The 14,996-nt window shown below is 69.5% G+C and carries 14 protein-coding genes; 8 read left to right on the top strand and 6 right to left on the bottom strand.

What is annotated here, in order from left to right:
• Positions 1–3 precede the first annotated feature (3 nt).
• Together ACZ5VQ_RS37550 and ACZ5VQ_RS37545 are read left to right on the top strand one after the other, a co-directional pair.
• The gene (locus ACZ5VQ_RS37550; RefSeq protein ID WP_469108883.1) at positions 4–1,689 is read left to right on the top strand and encodes an AMP-binding protein; all 1,686 of its coding nucleotides are present in this window, start codon (positions 4–6) and stop codon (positions 1,687–1,689) included.
• Between the two features lie 50 nt (positions 1,690–1,739).
• Positions 1,740–3,353, top strand: a complete 1,614-nt coding sequence (locus ACZ5VQ_RS37545) for an AMP-binding protein (protein ID WP_469109025.1) — start codon at positions 1,740–1,742, stop codon at positions 3,351–3,353.
• An 80-nt stretch (positions 3,354–3,433) separates the two neighbouring features.
• Here ACZ5VQ_RS37545 and ACZ5VQ_RS37540 read toward each other — a convergent pair whose 3' ends face one another.
• Positions 3,434–3,979, bottom strand: a complete 546-nt coding sequence (locus ACZ5VQ_RS37540; RefSeq protein ID WP_469108882.1) for a GNAT family N-acetyltransferase — start codon at positions 3,977–3,979, stop codon at positions 3,434–3,436.
• A gap of 38 nt (positions 3,980–4,017) precedes the next feature.
• Complete coding sequence (locus tag ACZ5VQ_RS37535) at positions 4,018–4,965, bottom strand: hypothetical protein (protein WP_469108881.1); 948 nt, start codon at positions 4,963–4,965, stop codon at positions 4,018–4,020.
• Positions 4,966–5,263: 298 nt separating this feature from the next.
• Between ACZ5VQ_RS37535 and gcl the strand changes: the two genes are divergently transcribed.
• Complete coding sequence (gcl, locus tag ACZ5VQ_RS37530; protein WP_469108880.1) at positions 5,264–7,048, top strand: glyoxylate carboligase; 1,785 nt, start codon at positions 5,264–5,266, stop codon at positions 7,046–7,048.
• A 512-nt stretch (positions 7,049–7,560) separates the two neighbouring features.
• Here the strand turns inward: gcl and ACZ5VQ_RS37525 are convergent.
• From ACZ5VQ_RS37525 to ACZ5VQ_RS37510, 4 genes are all read right to left on the bottom strand, one after another.
• Positions 7,561–7,788: a hypothetical protein gene (locus tag ACZ5VQ_RS37525; RefSeq protein ID WP_362088035.1), complete on the bottom strand. Its 228-nt coding sequence runs from the start codon at positions 7,786–7,788 to the stop codon at positions 7,561–7,563.
• Between the two features lie 428 nt (positions 7,789–8,216).
• Positions 8,217–9,674 carry a catalase gene (locus ACZ5VQ_RS37520; protein WP_469108879.1) on the bottom strand — a complete coding sequence of 486 codons (1,458 nt, stop codon included), beginning with the start codon at positions 9,672–9,674 and terminating at the stop codon, positions 8,217–8,219.
• Positions 9,675–9,902: 228 nt separating this feature from the next.
• Positions 9,903–10,820 carry a 2-hydroxy-3-oxopropionate reductase gene (locus ACZ5VQ_RS37515; protein ID WP_469108878.1) on the bottom strand — a complete coding sequence of 306 codons (918 nt, stop codon included), beginning with the start codon at positions 10,818–10,820 and terminating at the stop codon, positions 9,903–9,905.
• Between the two features lie 44 nt (positions 10,821–10,864).
• Positions 10,865–11,722, bottom strand: a complete 858-nt coding sequence (locus tag ACZ5VQ_RS37510; protein ID WP_362088029.1) for a TIM barrel protein — start codon at positions 11,720–11,722, stop codon at positions 10,865–10,867.
• Between the two features lie 289 nt (positions 11,723–12,011).
• Between ACZ5VQ_RS37510 and ACZ5VQ_RS37505 the strand changes: the two genes are divergently transcribed.
• The 5 genes from ACZ5VQ_RS37505 (at position 12,012) to pucL (ending at position 14,868) form a co-directional block, all read left to right on the top strand.
• A complete protein-coding gene (locus tag ACZ5VQ_RS37505; RefSeq protein WP_143641959.1) occupies positions 12,012–12,263 on the top strand; it encodes a YkoF family thiamine-binding protein in 252 nt (83 codons plus the stop codon).
• On the top strand, positions 12,260–12,628 hold the full coding sequence (locus ACZ5VQ_RS37500; protein ID WP_469108877.1) for a helix-turn-helix domain-containing protein: 369 nt from the start codon (positions 12,260–12,262) through the stop codon (positions 12,626–12,628). The genes ACZ5VQ_RS37505 and ACZ5VQ_RS37500 overlap by 4 nt, the downstream gene beginning before the upstream one ends.
• A gap of 368 nt (positions 12,629–12,996) precedes the next feature.
• Complete coding sequence (gene uraD / locus ACZ5VQ_RS37495) at positions 12,997–13,515, top strand: 2-oxo-4-hydroxy-4-carboxy-5-ureidoimidazoline decarboxylase (RefSeq protein ID WP_362088025.1); 519 nt, start codon at positions 12,997–12,999, stop codon at positions 13,513–13,515.
• A complete protein-coding gene (gene uraH, locus ACZ5VQ_RS37490; RefSeq protein ID WP_469108876.1) occupies positions 13,512–13,937 on the top strand; it encodes a hydroxyisourate hydrolase in 426 nt (141 codons plus the stop codon). Before uraD ends, uraH begins: the two co-directional genes overlap by 4 nt.
• Positions 13,938–13,944: 7 nt before the next feature.
• Positions 13,945–14,868, top strand: a complete 924-nt coding sequence (gene pucL, locus ACZ5VQ_RS37485; protein WP_469108875.1) for a factor-independent urate hydroxylase — start codon at positions 13,945–13,947, stop codon at positions 14,866–14,868.
• Positions 14,869–14,996 lie beyond the last annotated feature (128 nt).

Below are 14,996 nucleotides of genomic sequence, written 5' to 3'. Positions count from 1 at the left end.
CAGATGACTACGACGCCGACGACGCCGACGGAGAGCTTCCGCAGCGCGCGGGACTTCCTGCTGGAGCACCGGGAGGACTACGCCACGGCCTACGAGGGTTTCGTCTGGCCCCGCCCCGAGCACTTCAACTGGGCCCTCGACTGGTTCGACCCCATCGCCCACGGCAACGCCAGGACCGCGCTGCACATCGTCGAGGAGGACGGCCGCGAGACCAAGCTGTCCTTCGGCGAGCTGTCCGTGCGCTCGGACCAGCTCGCGGGCCGGCTGCGCGAGCTGGGCGTACGCGCCGGGGACCGCATCCTCGTCATGCTCGGCAACCAGGCCGAGCTGTGGGTGACGGCGCTCGCCGCGATGAAACTGCGCGCCGTGGTCATCCCGGCCACCCCGCTGCTCGGCCCCGCCGACCTGCGCGACCGCGTCGAACGGGGGCGGGTCCGGCACGTGATCGTGCGCGCCGAGGACACCGGCAAGTTCGACGAGGTGCCCGGTGACTACACCCGTGTCGTGGTCGGCGGCGAACACCCGGGCTGGCAGTCGTACGAGGACGTGTACGACCGCGAGCCCGGCCTCTTCCTGCCCGACGGCCCAACCCGGGCCGACGACCCGCTGATGCTCTACTTCACCTCGGGCACCACCGCCCGCCCCAAGCTCGTCGAGCACACCCACGCGTCGTACCCGATCGGCCACCTGGCGACCATGTACTGGATCGGCCTCAAGCCGGGTGACGTGCACCTGAACATCTCCTCACCCGGCTGGGCCAAGCACGCCTGGTCGAACCTCTTCGCGCCCTGGAACGCCGAGGCGACCGTCTTCCTCCACAACTACACGCGCTTCGACGCGGTCCGCCTGATGGCCGAGATGGACCGCGCGGGCGTCACCACGTTCTGCGCCCCGCCCACCGTCTGGCGCATGCTCATCCAGGCCGACCTGACCCAGTTGCGTACGCCCCCGCGCGAGGCCGTCGCCGCGGGTGAGCCGCTGAATCCCGAGGTCATCGAGCAGGTGCGGCGCGCCTGGGGCGTCACGATCCGCGACGGCTTCGGACAGACCGAGACAGCCGTGCAGGTGTCCAACAGCCCCGGTCAGCCGCTCAAGACGGGCTCCATGGGACGGCCGAGCCCCGGCTTCGAGGTCGAACTCCTCGACCCCGTCACGGGCGCGCCCGGCGCCACGGAGGGCGAGATCGCGCTCGACCTGTCCGCCCGGCCCGTCGGCCTGATGACCGGCTACCACGGCGACCCCGACCGTACGGCCGAGGCGATGGCGGACGGCTACTACCGCACCGGCGACATCGGTTCGCGCGACGCCGACGGCTACATCACGTACGTGGGCCGCAGCGACGACGTCTTCAAGGCCAGCGACTACAAGATCAGCCCCTTCGAGCTGGAGAGCGCGCTCCTGGAGCACGAGGCCGTCGCCGAGGCGGCCGTCGTGCCCGCCCCGGACGAACTGCGGCTCGCGGTCCCGAAGGCGTACGTCGTGCTGGCGGAGGGCTGGGAGCCGGGGCCCGACACCGCGAAGGCCCTCTTCGAGCACTCGCGCACGGCCCTCGCCCCGTACAAGCGCATCCGTCGACTGGAGTTCGCCGACCTGCCCAAGACGGTGTCCGGCAAGATCCGCCGGATCGAGCTGCGCGAGGCGACGGCGGCGGGGTCGGACGCCGAGTACCGCGAGGAGGACTTCCGGTGAGTGAAGTGAGTGAGATGAGCGAGGCGGGCGAGACCGGTGACGTGGGCGGGATGGGTGAACTGTCGTACGCGCACGGGACGAGTGGGACGTCACTGGTCGGCGACACCATCGGCGCCAACCTGGACCGGGCCGTCGCGGCCTGGCCGGACCGCGAGGCACTCGTCGACGTACCGTCCGGGCGGCGCTGGACGTACGCCCAATTCGCCGCGGACGTCGACCGGTTGGCTCGCGCGCTGCTCGCCGAGGGGGTCGCCAAGGGCGACCGGGTGGGCATCTGGGCGGTCAACTGCCCGGAGTGGGTGCTCGTCCAGTACGCCACCGCCCGCATCGGCGCGGTCATGGTGAACATCAACCCGGCCTACCGCACCCACGAGGTCGAGTACGTCCTCAAGCAGGCGGGTATCTCGGTCCTGTTCGCCTCGCTCAGCCACAAATCGAGCGACTACCGGGCCATGGTCGAGCAAGTGCGGGGCAACTGCCCGCAGTTGAGGAAGACCGTCCACATCGGCGACCCGAGCTGGGACGCGCTGATCGACCGGGGCACTCCCGACCTGGACGAGGAGTTCCGGACGCGCCGGAGCGAGCTGTCCTGCGACGACCCGATCAACATCCAGTACACCTCGGGCACCACGGGATTCCCCAAGGGTGCGACCCTCTCCCACCACAACATCCTCAACAACGGCTATTTCGTGGGGGAGTTGATCGCCTACAGCGAGCAGGACCGGATCTGCGTCCCGGTGCCCTTCTACCACTGCTTCGGCATGGTCATGGGCAACCTCGCCGCGACCTCGCACGGCGCGTGCATCGTGATCCCGGCCCCGTCCTTCGACCCGACGGCGACCCTGCGTGCCGTCCAAGACGAGCGTTGTACGTCCCTCTACGGCGTACCGACCATGTTCATCGCGGAGTTGGGCCTGGCGGACTTCGCGACGTACGACCTGTCCTCCCTGCGGACCGGGATCATGGCGGGCTCGCCCTGCCCGGTCGAGGTGATGAAACGGGTGGTCTCCGAGATGCACATGGCGGAGGTCTCCATCTGTTACGGCATGACCGAGACCTCGCCCGTGTCCCTCCAGACCCGCCGCGACGACGACCTGGAGCACCGCACCGGCACGGTCGGACGCGTCCTGCCGCACATCGAGGTCAAGGTCGTCGACCCGGCGACCGGCACGACCCTGCCGCGCGGCTCGGCGGGCGAGCTGTGCACCCGCGGCTACAGCGTGATGCTCGGCTACTGGGACGAGCCCGAGAAGACCGCCGAGGCCGTCGACGCCGGGCGGTGGATGCACACCGGGGACCTGGCCGTGATGCTCGACGACGGATACGTACAGATCGTCGGCCGGATCAAGGACATGATCATCCGGGGTGGCGAGAACATCTACCCGCGCGAGATCGAGGAGTTCCTGTACGCGCATCCGAAGATCGCCGACGTGCAGGTGGTGGGTGTGCCGCACGAACGGTACGGCGAGGAGGTGCTCGCCTGTGTCATTCCGCGCGATGCGGGGGATCCACCGACGCTTGAGGATGTGCGGGCGTTCTGCGAGGGGCGGTTGGCGCACTACAAGGTGCCGAGTCGGGTGCGGGTCATGGAGGCCTTCCCGATGACGGTGTCCGGGAAGGTGCGGAAGATCGAGCTGCGGGAGCAGTTCACTGGGAGCGTGTGATGACTGCGGGCCGGTGGGGGCTTGTCGCGCCCACGCGGCGGAGCCGCACATGTCACAGCCCCGCGCCCCTTACGGGGTACTCAGGTCGTGGTCCTGTACATGCACACCCGGGGCCAGCGGTCGAGGCCGTGTTCGGCCTCGGTTGCGCGGATCTTGCGCAGTCCCGGGGTGAGTTCGGGTTCGGTCAGGGTGCGGAAGCCGATGCGCTCGTAGTAGGGCGCGTTCCAGGGGACCTCCGCGAAGGTGGTCAGGGTGAGACCGGTCAGGCCCTGGTCGCGTGCGCGCTCGGCGGCGTACGCGATCAGGGTCCGGCCCACGCCCCGGTGTGCGGCGTCCGGGTGGACGGAGACCTGCTCGATGTGGAAGGCGCCGTCCACGGGCTCGCCGATCAGATACGCGACGGGGCGGGCGGTGCCGCCGTCACCCTCGGCCCCGTCACTCTCGGTCTCGTCACCCTCGGCGACCCAGGCGTGGCCCGCCTTGCTGAAGCGCTCCAGCAGTTCCAGCGCGGGCGGCTCGTCGTCGGCGATCTCCGTCATGCCCAGGGTGCGGAAGGGCTCGCCCGCGGCCCGCTCGATGTCCTGGAGCAGCGGGAGGTCGGCGGGGGTTGCCGGTCTGATGCGCATGTCGTCAAGTATGCGGTCGTTTCCGGGAGTTGGGCCGCTCAGTCTCCCGTGGCTATCAGGTCGTCAGCGAGGCCGTTCACCGGCTGTGGGGTGCCGGTGAGGTCCAGTACGAACAGGGGGATGCCGAGGGAGTCGGCGCAGACGCGGGCGTCCTCCTCGTAGCCGGCCAGCGAGAAGTACACGCAGCCCGCCGACTCCGTCATCGCCGTCAGCCACAGGCACTCCACGTCCCGCAGGGAGGCCGGTCGCACGGTCGGGTCGACCTGGGCCAGGATCCCCCGGGCCGCCAGGCCTATCCCGGAGGGTGGCCGCTGGTCGGCCCGCCGGATGTCCCGGTAGCCGAGCCAGCGCAGATACAGCGCGGCGGCGGTCACCGCGTCCCGTGCCGTGCGGATGACCACCGGCTGGAACGCGGGGCGCGGAGCCGGTGCGGTACGGGGGAGGGGGATGGCGGCGGCGGGGAGACGGTTGGCCCGGCCGGACCGGGGCTTCCGGGGCGGCCGGCCGGAGTGCTCGCGTGAGCCTTCGGGCGAGCCCTCGCGTGAGCCCTCATGTGAACCTTCGTGCGAGCCCTCGTGCGAGGCCTCATAGGAACCCCCGTGCGAGTCCGTATGGGGGCCACCCTCGGGGCTCTCGCCGGTGTCCGCACTGGTGTCCGCACTGGTGTCAGCGCCCGAGGAGTGCGATGCGTAGGCGCCCGGGGCTGCCGCCTCGTCGTCGGCTCCCGGTTCCGTCACCGGCACCCGTAACAGCACCCCGCAGGGGCACCCCAGCTCCGGCCGGGGCCAGTGGTCCGCCCGCCCGCAGGCCTCGCAGCGGATCGTCACCCAGCCCTCGTCCCAGGTGTGGTGCGTGACGGGTTCCGGGAGCGCACTCCGGTCGAGGGCGGGCGCGACAGGCGCTCCGCACGCGCACGGGTACGACGGCGCCGCATAGACATGCTCGCGCCGACAGGCCGGACACCTCACCGGCACGCTCTCGGACATGACCCTCTCCAGAACACCGCGACACCACAACGTCATATGGGGACAGCGCCTCCATCGTCCTCCGGAACCCCTTCCTCCGGCAGCGAAACGATCCGACGTCCCGTGATTCCCCCGCCGGCCGGCCGGTCGCAGACTGCCCGCCGACCGCCCTCCGGCTGTCCTCCGACCCTTGACGCCTTCTGGCCGTCCACTTACATTGCTTCCAGATAGTAGAAGTTGGTTTCCGTAATACGGAATTTGAAGCTCTCCGCGGGGCGCGACGGGAGCCCGAATCCCACGGCCGAAGCAGGAGTACGCAATGGCACGTATGACCGCTGCCCGCGCGGCAGTTGAGATCCTCAAGCGTGAGGGCGTCACCAGCGCGTTCGGTGTCCCGGGCGCGGCGATCAACCCCTTCTACGCGGCGCTCAAGGCCGCCGGCGGCATCAGCCACACCCTTGCCCGCCATGTCGAGGGTGCCTCCCACATGGCGGAGGGCTACACCCGCACCGCACCGGGCAACATCGGCGTCTGCATCGGTACGTCAGGGCCCGCGGGCACCGACATGATCACCGGTCTGTACTCCGCGACCGGCGACTCGATCCCGATCCTGTGCATCACGGGCCAGGCGCCGACCGCCGTGATCCACAAGGAGGACTTCCAGGCCGTCGACATCGCCTCGATCGCCAAGCCGGTCGCCAAGATGGCGGTCACCGTGCTGGAGGCCGCCCAGGTCCCGGGTGTCTTCCAGCAGGCCTTCCATCTGATGCGCTCGGCCCGCCCGGGCCCGGTCCTCATCGACCTCCCCATCGACGTCCAGCTGACGGAGATCGAGTTCGACCCTCAGACGTACGAGCCGCTGCCGGTCTACAAGCCGTCCGCGACCCGCGCCCAGGTCGAGAAGGCGATCACGCTCCTCAACGAGTCGGAGCGGCCGCTGATCGTCGCGGGCGGCGGCATCATCAACGCCGACGCCTCCGAACTCCTCGTGGAGTTCGCCGAGTTGACCGGTACACCGGTCGTCCCCACCCTCATGGGCTGGGGCATCCTGCCGGATGACCACGAGCTGAACGCGGGCATGGTCGGCCTGCAGACCTCGCACCGCTACGGCAACGCGACCTTTCTGGAGTCCGACTTCGTCCTCGGCATCGGCAACCGCTGGGCCAACCGCCACACCGGCAAGCTGGACGTCTACACGGCGGGCCGGAAGTTCGTGCACGTCGACATCGAGCCGACGCAGATCGGCAAGATCTTCGCCCCGGACTACGGGATCGCCTCCGACGCGAAGGCCGCCCTTGAGCTGTTCGTCGAGGTGGCACGGGAGTTGAAGGCCTCGGGCAGGCTGCCCGACCGCTCCGGGTGGGCCCAGGCCGCCCAGGACAGGAAGGCGACCCTCCAGCGGCGTACGCACTTCGACGACATCCCCATCAAGCCGCAGCGCGTCTACGAGGAGATGAACAAGGCCTTCGGCCCCGAGACCCGGTACGTCACCACCATCGGCCTCTCACAGATCGCCGGCGCCCAGATGCTGCACGTCTACCGGCCGCGGCACTGGATCAACTGCGGTCAGGCGGGCCCCCTCGGCTGGACCGTCCCGGCCGCGCTGGGCGTCGCCAAGGCCGACCCGGAGGCGCAGGTGGTCGCGCTCTCCGGCGACTACGACTTCCAGTTCATGATCGAGGAGCTGGCCGTCGGGGCCCAGCACCGGATCCCGTACATCCATGTGCTGGTGAACAACTCCTATCTGGGCCTGATCCGTCAGGCGCAGCGGGCGTTCGACATCGACTTCCAGGTCAACCTGGAGTTCGAGAACCTCAACTCGCCCGAGCTGGGCGTCTACGGTGTCGACCACGTCAAGGTCGTCGAGGGCCTCGGCTGCAAGGCGATCCGTGTCACCGACCCGAGCGAGCTGGGTGCCGCCCTCGAACAGGCGAAGAAGCTCGCCGTCGAGTTCCGGGTCCCGGTGGTCGTCGAGGCGATCCTGGAGCGCGTCACCAACATCTCGATGTCCACGACCAACGACATCAGCAACGTCGTGGAGTTCGAGGAGATCGCGACCGAGCCGGGCCACGCGCCCACGTCCATCAAGACCCTGAAGGTCTGACAGGACTCTGAAGGTCCGGCTGACCAGTCGTCCGGCGTCATCACGTCGGGCTCAAGGGGGAAAAGCGAGGCCCCCGTCCTGAGGATCCAGGACGGGGGCCTCTCGGCGTGTTCAGTTCGAGCAGCCCCCGCCGCCACCCGAACGGAACGCGCCGCCCCCGTGCTTCCCCCCGTCTCCGGACGCCCCCGACGTCCGCAGCACCGTGCCGGACCGGCCGGACCATGAGACGCCCCGGAGCAGCGCCGACGCGAACGGCTCTCGCCGAATCGTCGTCATCACTCTGCTCATGCGTCTCACCTCCGTCTCAGGCCAAGCCCACTGTTCCCCGTTCGGGGCCCGCCGCCCCCGTGCCGGCGGGCCCCATGTGCTGAGAATGTGCCCTGAAGCACAGTGAGTTGAAGCCCCTGGGGGCATGTTCAGAGGTTGATTTGAGGGTTCCGTAGTCGAGGCACGCACACAGACGTACACACACAGACGTACGCCCCAGCCGTACGCCGGACGTACGTACGACGTCACTCGGCCGTGTGGTGCTCCGACAATCCCGGCCAGTCGTCGGGGCCGCCGCCCTGCCAGTCGATGATGTCGCTCTCCTCCACCTCGATCTCGTCCAGGTCCGCGAGGCGCAGGATCTCGACGACGTCGTCGAGGTGGTAGGCGATGCCGAGGGTTTCGCTGCCCGCGGTGACCCGGCGCGAGCCGTCCAGCGCCGGGGGGTGCACGACGATGCTGGGAAGGTCCATGCCTCCAGGCTGCTGCGCGGCCGGGGAATCCGCACCCCGAAGGCGACGGGTGTCTCCGCGGACGGCCAAGAGCGCCCGGCGCGAACGGCCGGGAGAGCCGAGCACGGACGGCGAAGAGCGCCGGGTACGGGACCGTCCGTACCCGGCGCTCTTCGCCGTCTCGATCAGGAGTGTGTCGATCAAGGTGTCGTGCAAGGTGTCGTCCGAGGACCGCGGCGGTCGCGACGGGCCGGGGCCTTCCTTCCCTCATGTCGAGAAGGGGGCTCCGGGACCTTCACCACCGCACTGGCTCACGTACCGCCGCGGTCCTCGGCCGGCCCGCTCCGCCCGTCGACAACCCCTCATCCGGGTCCACGGGCTTCGCGGGGCGACGCGCCCGGGGTCCGACCTCCCGTCAGACCCGGGGCGCAGCTCGGGAGTTGAGGGGATCAGTCCTCGCGCAGGGCGAGGACCGCCTCCTCCACGCGCCTGCCGTACTCGGGGTCGGCGGCGTGGAAATGGGCGAGGTTCTTCTCGATCACGTCGTCGCGGGAGACCTGGGAGAGGCCGCCGGCGATGTTGGCGACCAGTCGGGACCTCTCCTCCTCCGACATCAGGCGGTACAGCTCGCCCGCCTGGAAGAAGTGGTCGTCCTTGGTGTGGAGCGGGGTCTCGTACGTGCCGGTGTGGCCGTTCACCACGAGCGGCGCCGACAGGGGGCGGCCGGTCTCCGTCGGCCCGCCGTACGAGTTCGGCTCGTAGTTCCTCGCCGCGCGGCCCTGGGAGTTGGCGGCCATCAGGCCGTCCCGGCCGTAGTTGCTCGCCACCGTGGCCCTGGGGGCGTTGACGGCCAGGAGGGTGTGGTTGACGCCCAGCCGGTAGCGGTGCGCGTCCGCGTACGCGAACAGGCGGCCCTGGAGCATCCTGTCCGGCGAAGGACCGATACCGGGAACGAAGTTGTTCGGGGAGAACGAGGCCTGCTCGACCTCCGCGAACACGTTGTCCGGGTTGCGGTCCAGGACCAGCCGGCCCACCCGCTGGAGCGGATGGTCCTCGTGCGGCCAGACCTTCGTCAGGTCGAACGGGTTGAAGCGGTAGCCGTCCGCCTCGGCCGCCGGCATGACCTGGACGTACAGCGTCCACGACGGGCGCACCCCGCGCTCGACGGCCTGGAGCAGGTCCGTCTGGTGCGAGTTGGGGTCCTTGCCCGCGATCTCGGCCGCCTGCTCGGAGGACAGGGAGCGGATGCCCTGGTTCGTCTTGAAGTGGTACTTGACGAAGAAGGCCTCGCCCTCGGCGTTCGTCCACTGGTAGGTGTGCGAGCCGTACCCGTTCATGTGGCGGTACGAGGCCGGGATGCCGCGGTCGCCCATCAGCCAGGTGATCTGGTGCGTGGCCTCGGGGGCGTGCGCCCAGAAGTCCCAGACGTTGTCCGGCTCCTGCCTGCCCGTGAACGGGTCGCGCTTCTGCGAGTGGATGAAGTCGGGGAACTTGATCGGGTCCTTGATGAAGAACACCGGGGTGTTGTTCCCGACGAGGTCGTAATTCCCCTGCTCCGTATAGAACTTGACCGCGAAGCCGCGCGGGTCGCGCACCGCGTCCGCGCCACCCAGGTTGTCGGCCACCGTCGAGAAGCGGAGGAAGACCTCGGTGCGCCTGCCGACCGTGCTCAGGAAGTCCGCGTGCGTGAAGCCGGTGACGTCGTCGGTCACCTCGAAGTGGCCGTACGCGCCCGAGCCGCGGGCGTGCACCACGCGCTCCGGAATGCGCTCGCGGTTGAACCGGGCGAGCTTCTCAAGCAGGTGCTGGTCCTGGAGGAGGAGCGGGCCGCCGGCGCCGGCGGAGGCGGAGTTCTGGTTGTCGGCGACCGGGGCGCCGGACTCTGTCGTGAGCACGCGCTTCGACATCGTGACCTTCCGTACGAGGGGCAGCGGAATTCTTCGGAAGTCGTTTTCCGCTTTGTGGAGCCTAGGTTTGGGGCGATCCGGACGTCAACAGTTTGTTGAAGTTCGCCGGTGGGGGATCCGGTGGGGGATGGAGGGATGGGTGATGGGTTCCGGGCGGCGCCACCGCTTGGGCGCGACAGGACAGGTGTCAGCGGCGGCGCCGCCCGGAGATCTATGGGGGCCGGGCCGTCAGACCTGCGCGCCGGAGAGGCGCTCGACCGCGCGCAGCAGGGCGGAGTGGTCCAGGCCGCCGTCGCCCTGGGTCCGCAGCGAGGCGACGAGCTGGGCGACCACGGCACCGACGGGCAGCGCGGCACCGACGTTGCGGGCGGCGTCCGTGACGATGCCCATGTCCTTGTGGTGCAGGTCGATACGGAAGCCCGGCTTGAAGTCGCGGTTCAGGAAGTTGTCCTTCTTGCGCGTCAGGACGGTGGAGCCCGCGAGGCCGCCGTTCAGTACGTCGAGGGCCGCCTTCAGGTCGACGCCCGACTTCTCCAGGAAGACCACGGCCTCGGCGCACGCCTGGATGTTCACGGCGACGATCAGCTGGTTCGCGGCCTTCACGGTCTGACCGGAGCCGTGCGGACCGCACAGCACGATGGTCCTGCCGAGGGCCTCGAAGATCGGCTCGGCCTGGTCGAAGTCGGCCTGCTCGCCGCCGACCATGATGGACAGCACGGCCTCGACCGCCCCGGCCTCGCCGCCGGACACCGGTGCGTCCAGGACCCGTATGCCCTTGTCCTTCGCGGCCTTCGCCAGGTCCACGGAGGTCTGCGGGGTGATGGAGGACATGTCGATCAGGAGCGCGCCGGACCGCGCGTTCTCCAGGATGCCGTCGGGCCCGTACGCGATGGCCTCGACCTGCGGGGAGGCGGGCACCATCGTGATCACCACGTCGGCGTCCCGCACGGCCTCGGCGATCGAGCCGGCCGCGGTGCCGCCGGCGGCGGTCAGCCGGTCCAGCTTGTCCTGCTCCAGGGTGAACCCGGTGACGTCGTAACCGGCCTTGATCAGGTTCTCGGACATGGGGGAGCCCATGATGCCGAGGCCGATCCAGGCGACCGCAGGGCGGGTCGGGCGGGAGGAGTCTGCGGGTGTGCTGCTCATGAGGGTGCCTCTCTGGAAACTTTCGTACGTCGATGAGTTGGCGCTCAGCGCGCCGCGCGGGCCTCGGCGGGCAGCCACTCGAAGGCCTCGGCGCTGGGGCGGTCGCCCGGCTTGTACTCCAGGCCGACCCAGCCCTCGTACCCCTGCTTGCGGAGCCGGCCGAGCAGCTCCTCCAGGGGGAGCGAGCCGGTGCCGGGGGCGCCGCGGCCCGGGTTGTCGGCGATCTGGACGTGGCCGGTCCTCGCCGCGTACCGGTCGATCACCGACGGCAGGTCCTCGCCGTTCATGGACAGGTGGTAGAGGTCCATCAGGAACTTGGCGTTGCCGAGCCCGGTCGCCTCGTTGACCTTGTCCACGACGGCGACCCCGGCCGGGGCGGTAACCAGCGGATAGAGCGGCGACTCCGGCTTGTTGAGGGTCTCGACCAGCAGGACCGCACCGATGCGGTCGGCCGCGCGGGCCGCCAACACCAGGTTCTCCAGGGCGAGTTCGTCCTGGACGGCCGGGTCCACGCCCTCGACGCGGTTGCCGTACAGCGCGTTGAGCGCCGTGCAGCCCAGCGACTGCGCGAAGTCCGCGGCCACATCGATGTTCGCGCGGAACCGCTCCGACTCCTCGCCGGGGATCGACAGCGCGCCCCGGTCCGGGCCCGGCAGCTGTCCGGCGTAGAAGTTCAGCCCCGTGAGCTGTACGCCCGCGTCCTCGATCGCCTTCTTGAGGGCGTCGAGCTCGGCGCGCTCGGGGGTGGGAGAGTCGACCCAGGGCCACCACAGCTCGACCGCGGTGAAGCCCGCCGCGGCGGCGGCCGCGGGGCGCTCCAGGAGCGGGAGCTCCGTGAAGAGGATCGACAGGTTGACGTTGAAGCGCTGCTCAGCGGCTGCATCCATCGAGAAACCGGGCATGTGGGTCGGCGCTCCCTTCCGTATCGAGTAGTTCCGTATTGCGGAAGTTAGTTTCTGCTTGATGGAAAGGCTGCCCGCGTCGGGGAACCTTGTCAAGAGGGGTTGCCCGGAAAAGCCGCCGGGGCGCGGGGGGTCCCGGCGGATTCGCCCGGGCGGCACCTTCACCGTTCGATCGGGTGTTCCTCACGGGTGGCGTGCGGGTCGGCTAGGGTCGCTTGCGCGTCCGACAGTCCCCGCATCACGTGGGCCGGGGGAACGAGCAGGTCGGAGCCGATGCCATGGGGGCACAGTGCGATTGAGAGTGGAGTTCACGACCGAGCCCTTCGATCTCGACGAGGCGCCGCGGCACGCGCTGGTCGCCCGCGAGGTCATCGAGGCGGCGGAGCTGGACGCCGTGGACGTCGGCCCGTTCGGCAACACCGCGGAGGGTGGCGCGGACTCGGTGCTCACCGCGGTCGACGCGCTGCTGCGCCAGGCCCTGGAGGCCGGCGCCACCCGGGTCTCGCTCCAGGTCAACGTGATCGGGGAGGGCGGCGAGTGACCGGCATCGGGGACGACCCCTTCGTCACGGCCGTGAAGCCGCTGGTCGACGCCATGGGCGGCGAGATGCTGCCGCCCGGCCAGGCGGGACCCGACGACGTCGTGCTCTCCTGGGGGGGTGCCGACGTCGTCGCCGTACGGCTGCCCCAGCTCGCCGACTCGCTGGACCACATCCTGGCCGCCCTGGAGCGCAAGCGCGGCAAGCCGCTGGCGGAGCTGGACCGCAAGGCCAAGCAGGAGGTCGTACGGATACTCGAGGCGCGCGGCGCCTTCTCCGTGCGGCACGGTGTGGAGACCGTCGCGGGCGCGCTCGGCGTCAGCCGGTTCACCGTCTACAACTACTTGAACCGCGAGAAGGACGCCTGAGCGGCGGCTGGTTGCCTGGTCGCCGCCGACGAGCGCCTGACCCGGTGCCTGGCCCGTCGCCGGCCGGCGCCTGATCCGCCGACGACGGGCGCCTGGCCCGTCGTCGACCGGCGCTCGACCCCGTTGCCAACCGGCGCTCGACCCGCCACCCGCCGACGATGGGTCGCCGTCAGGCCTCTGACCAGGTATGACGCGGCTCCGGATGGGCGGCCCGCAGGTGCCCGCGATCCATCGCCGTCCGGCATACGGGCGGCGGTTTCCGCTTCCCGGATTTGTTACCCGGATTTTTCAACAAAGTGTTGACGTGATGTTTCCGAGGGCGTTAGCTAATCCGCAGCCCGTCCAGCACAAGGCCACGGAGGCTTCCCGTGACTTCGAGTACGACATCCGGCGGCCTCGCCCGATTCAACGCCCTGGAGGAGCACGCCGCCTACGCCGCCCTCCACGAGGTCTGCGCCTCGGCGGCCTGGGCGCACCGGCTGCTCACCCGCCGCCCCTACACCACCACCGACGACCTCTTCACGGAGAGCGACGCCGCCACGGCCGGCCTGACCGACACGGACCTCGACGAGGCGATGGCGGGCCACCCGCCGATCGGACGCCCGAAGCCCGGAGACCCGACCTCCTCGCGCGAACAGCGCGGCATGGCCGGCGCCTCCGAGGAACTGAAGGCGGAGATGCTCGAACTGAACCTGGCCTACCAGGAGAAGTTCGGCCATGTCTTCCTGATCTGTGCGACGGGCCGTACCGGCGAGCAGATGCGTGACGCGGTCAGGGAACGGATCGGCAACGCATCCGGGCGGGAGCGCGAGATCGTGCGCACCGAACTGGGAAAGATCAACCGCATCCGGCTCGCCCGACTCGTCGAAGAGGACGCACCCGCATGAGCACCGAGACCACCGCTTCCGTGTCCACGCACATCCTGGACACCAGCGTCGGCCGCCCCGCCGAGGGTGTCGCCGTCAGCCTCGCGGCCCGCAGCGGCCGGTCCGCCCATTACGGGCAAGGGGGTGACTGGCAGGCACTCGGCGGCTCCGCGACCGACGCGGACGGCCGGTGCAAGGACCTGCCGGCGCTGCCGGAGGGCACCACACACGTACGGCTCGACTTCGCGGTCGAGGCGTATTTCTTGAAGTTCGAGAAGAAGCAAGCCGATGCGCAGCAGGACGCCCCCGCGAACCGGGACAGCGGCAGCGTAGGAGCGTTCTTCCCGGAGGTGGCGATCACGTTCGCCGTCGTGCCGGGCGAGCACTTCCACGTACCGCTGCTGCTCAACCCGTTCGGCTACTCCGTATACCGAGGGAGCTAGCAGACACATGCCAACGATCCTGGGACAGAACCAGTACGGCAAGGCCGAGAACCGAGTCGTAAAGATCACGCGGGACGGCGCCACCCACCACATCAAGGACCTGAACGTCTCCGTCGCGCTCTCCGGCGACATGGGCGAGGTCCACCTCTCCGGCTCGAACGCCAACGTGCTGCCGACGGACACCACCAAGAACACGGTGTACGCCTTCGCCAAGGAACACGGCATCGAGTCCGCCGAACAGTTCGGCATCCACCTCGCCCGGCACTTCGTGACGAGCCAGGAGCCGATCAGGACGGCCCGGATCCGCATCGAGGAGTACGCCTGGGAGCGGATCGCGACCTCGGACGCCAACTCCAGGTTCATCGGCGCCGACGAGGTCAAGCACTCCTTCGTCCGCCAGGGCCAGGAGACCCGCGTCACGCAGATCACGTACGACGGTGAGTCCTGGGAGGTCGTCTCGGGCCTCAAGGACCTCGTCGTGATGAACTCGACCAACTCCGAGTTCTGGGGCTACGTCAAGGACAAGTACACGACGCTCCCCGAGGCGTACGACCGCATCCTGGCCACCCAGGTCTCCGCCCGCTGGCGCTTCAACTGGACCGACGACGAGCAGAAGGCGCCCAACTGGGAGAAGTCCTACGAGCAGGTGAGGAAGCACATGCTCCAGGCCTTCGCCGAGACGTACTCGCTGTCGCTCCAGCAGACGCTGTACCAGATGGGTTCGCGGATCATCGAGAACCGCGGCGAGATCGACGAGGTCCGCTTCTCGCTGCCGAACAAGCACCACTTCCTCGTCGACCTGGAGCCGTTCGGCCTCAAGAACGACAACGAGGTGTACTTCGCGGCCGACCGGCCGTACGGCCTGATCGAGGCCACGATCCTGCGGGACGGCTGCGAGCCGAAGATCCCGGTGGACCTCACCAACCTCTGAACCGCCCTCTGCACCAACCTCTGACGCCCCCATTTCGGCACCCGCGGCCCACCCGTCCGGCCGGGCCGCGGCACTCAAACCTCCCAGGGTCCTGCCGTGCCCACTCCAACTCAGCGATTCCTCAGCGA

The organism is Streptomyces sp. NPDC033178 (assembly GCF_055577685.1).
This window is presented reverse-complemented; position numbering and strand designations above follow the sequence as displayed.

Bases quoted from the DNA above. Each gene is read 5' to 3' on its own strand.
- ACZ5VQ_RS37540 (WP_469108882.1), bottom strand. From the start codon at position 3,979: ATGCGCATCAGACCGGCAACCCCCGCCGACCTCCCGCTGCTCCAGGAC.
- ACZ5VQ_RS37510 (WP_362088029.1), bottom strand. From the start codon at position 11,722: ATGCCCGGTTTCTCGATGGATGCAGCCGCTGAGCAGCGCTTCAACGTC.
- ACZ5VQ_RS37545 (WP_469109025.1), top strand. From the start codon at position 1,740: ATGGGTGAACTGTCGTACGCGCACGGGACGAGTGGGACGTCACTGGTC.
- ACZ5VQ_RS37550 (WP_469108883.1), top strand. From the start codon at position 4: ATGACTACGACGCCGACGACGCCGACGGAGAGCTTCCGCAGCGCGCGG.
- ACZ5VQ_RS37525 (WP_362088035.1), bottom strand. From the start codon at position 7,788: ATGGACCTTCCCAGCATCGTCGTGCACCCCCCGGCGCTGGACGGCTCG.
- ACZ5VQ_RS37520 (WP_469108879.1), bottom strand. From the start codon at position 9,674: ATGTCGAAGCGCGTGCTCACGACAGAGTCCGGCGCCCCGGTCGCCGAC.
- uraH (WP_469108876.1), top strand. From the start codon at position 13,512: ATGAGCACCGAGACCACCGCTTCCGTGTCCACGCACATCCTGGACACC.
- ACZ5VQ_RS37515 (WP_469108878.1), bottom strand. From the start codon at position 10,820: ATGAGCAGCACACCCGCAGACTCCTCCCGCCCGACCCGCCCTGCGGTC.
- ACZ5VQ_RS37535 (WP_469108881.1), bottom strand. From the start codon at position 4,965: ATGTCCGAGAGCGTGCCGGTGAGGTGTCCGGCCTGTCGGCGCGAGCAT.
- gcl (WP_469108880.1), top strand. From the start codon at position 5,264: ATGGCACGTATGACCGCTGCCCGCGCGGCAGTTGAGATCCTCAAGCGT.
- pucL (WP_469108875.1), top strand. From the start codon at position 13,945: ATGCCAACGATCCTGGGACAGAACCAGTACGGCAAGGCCGAGAACCGA.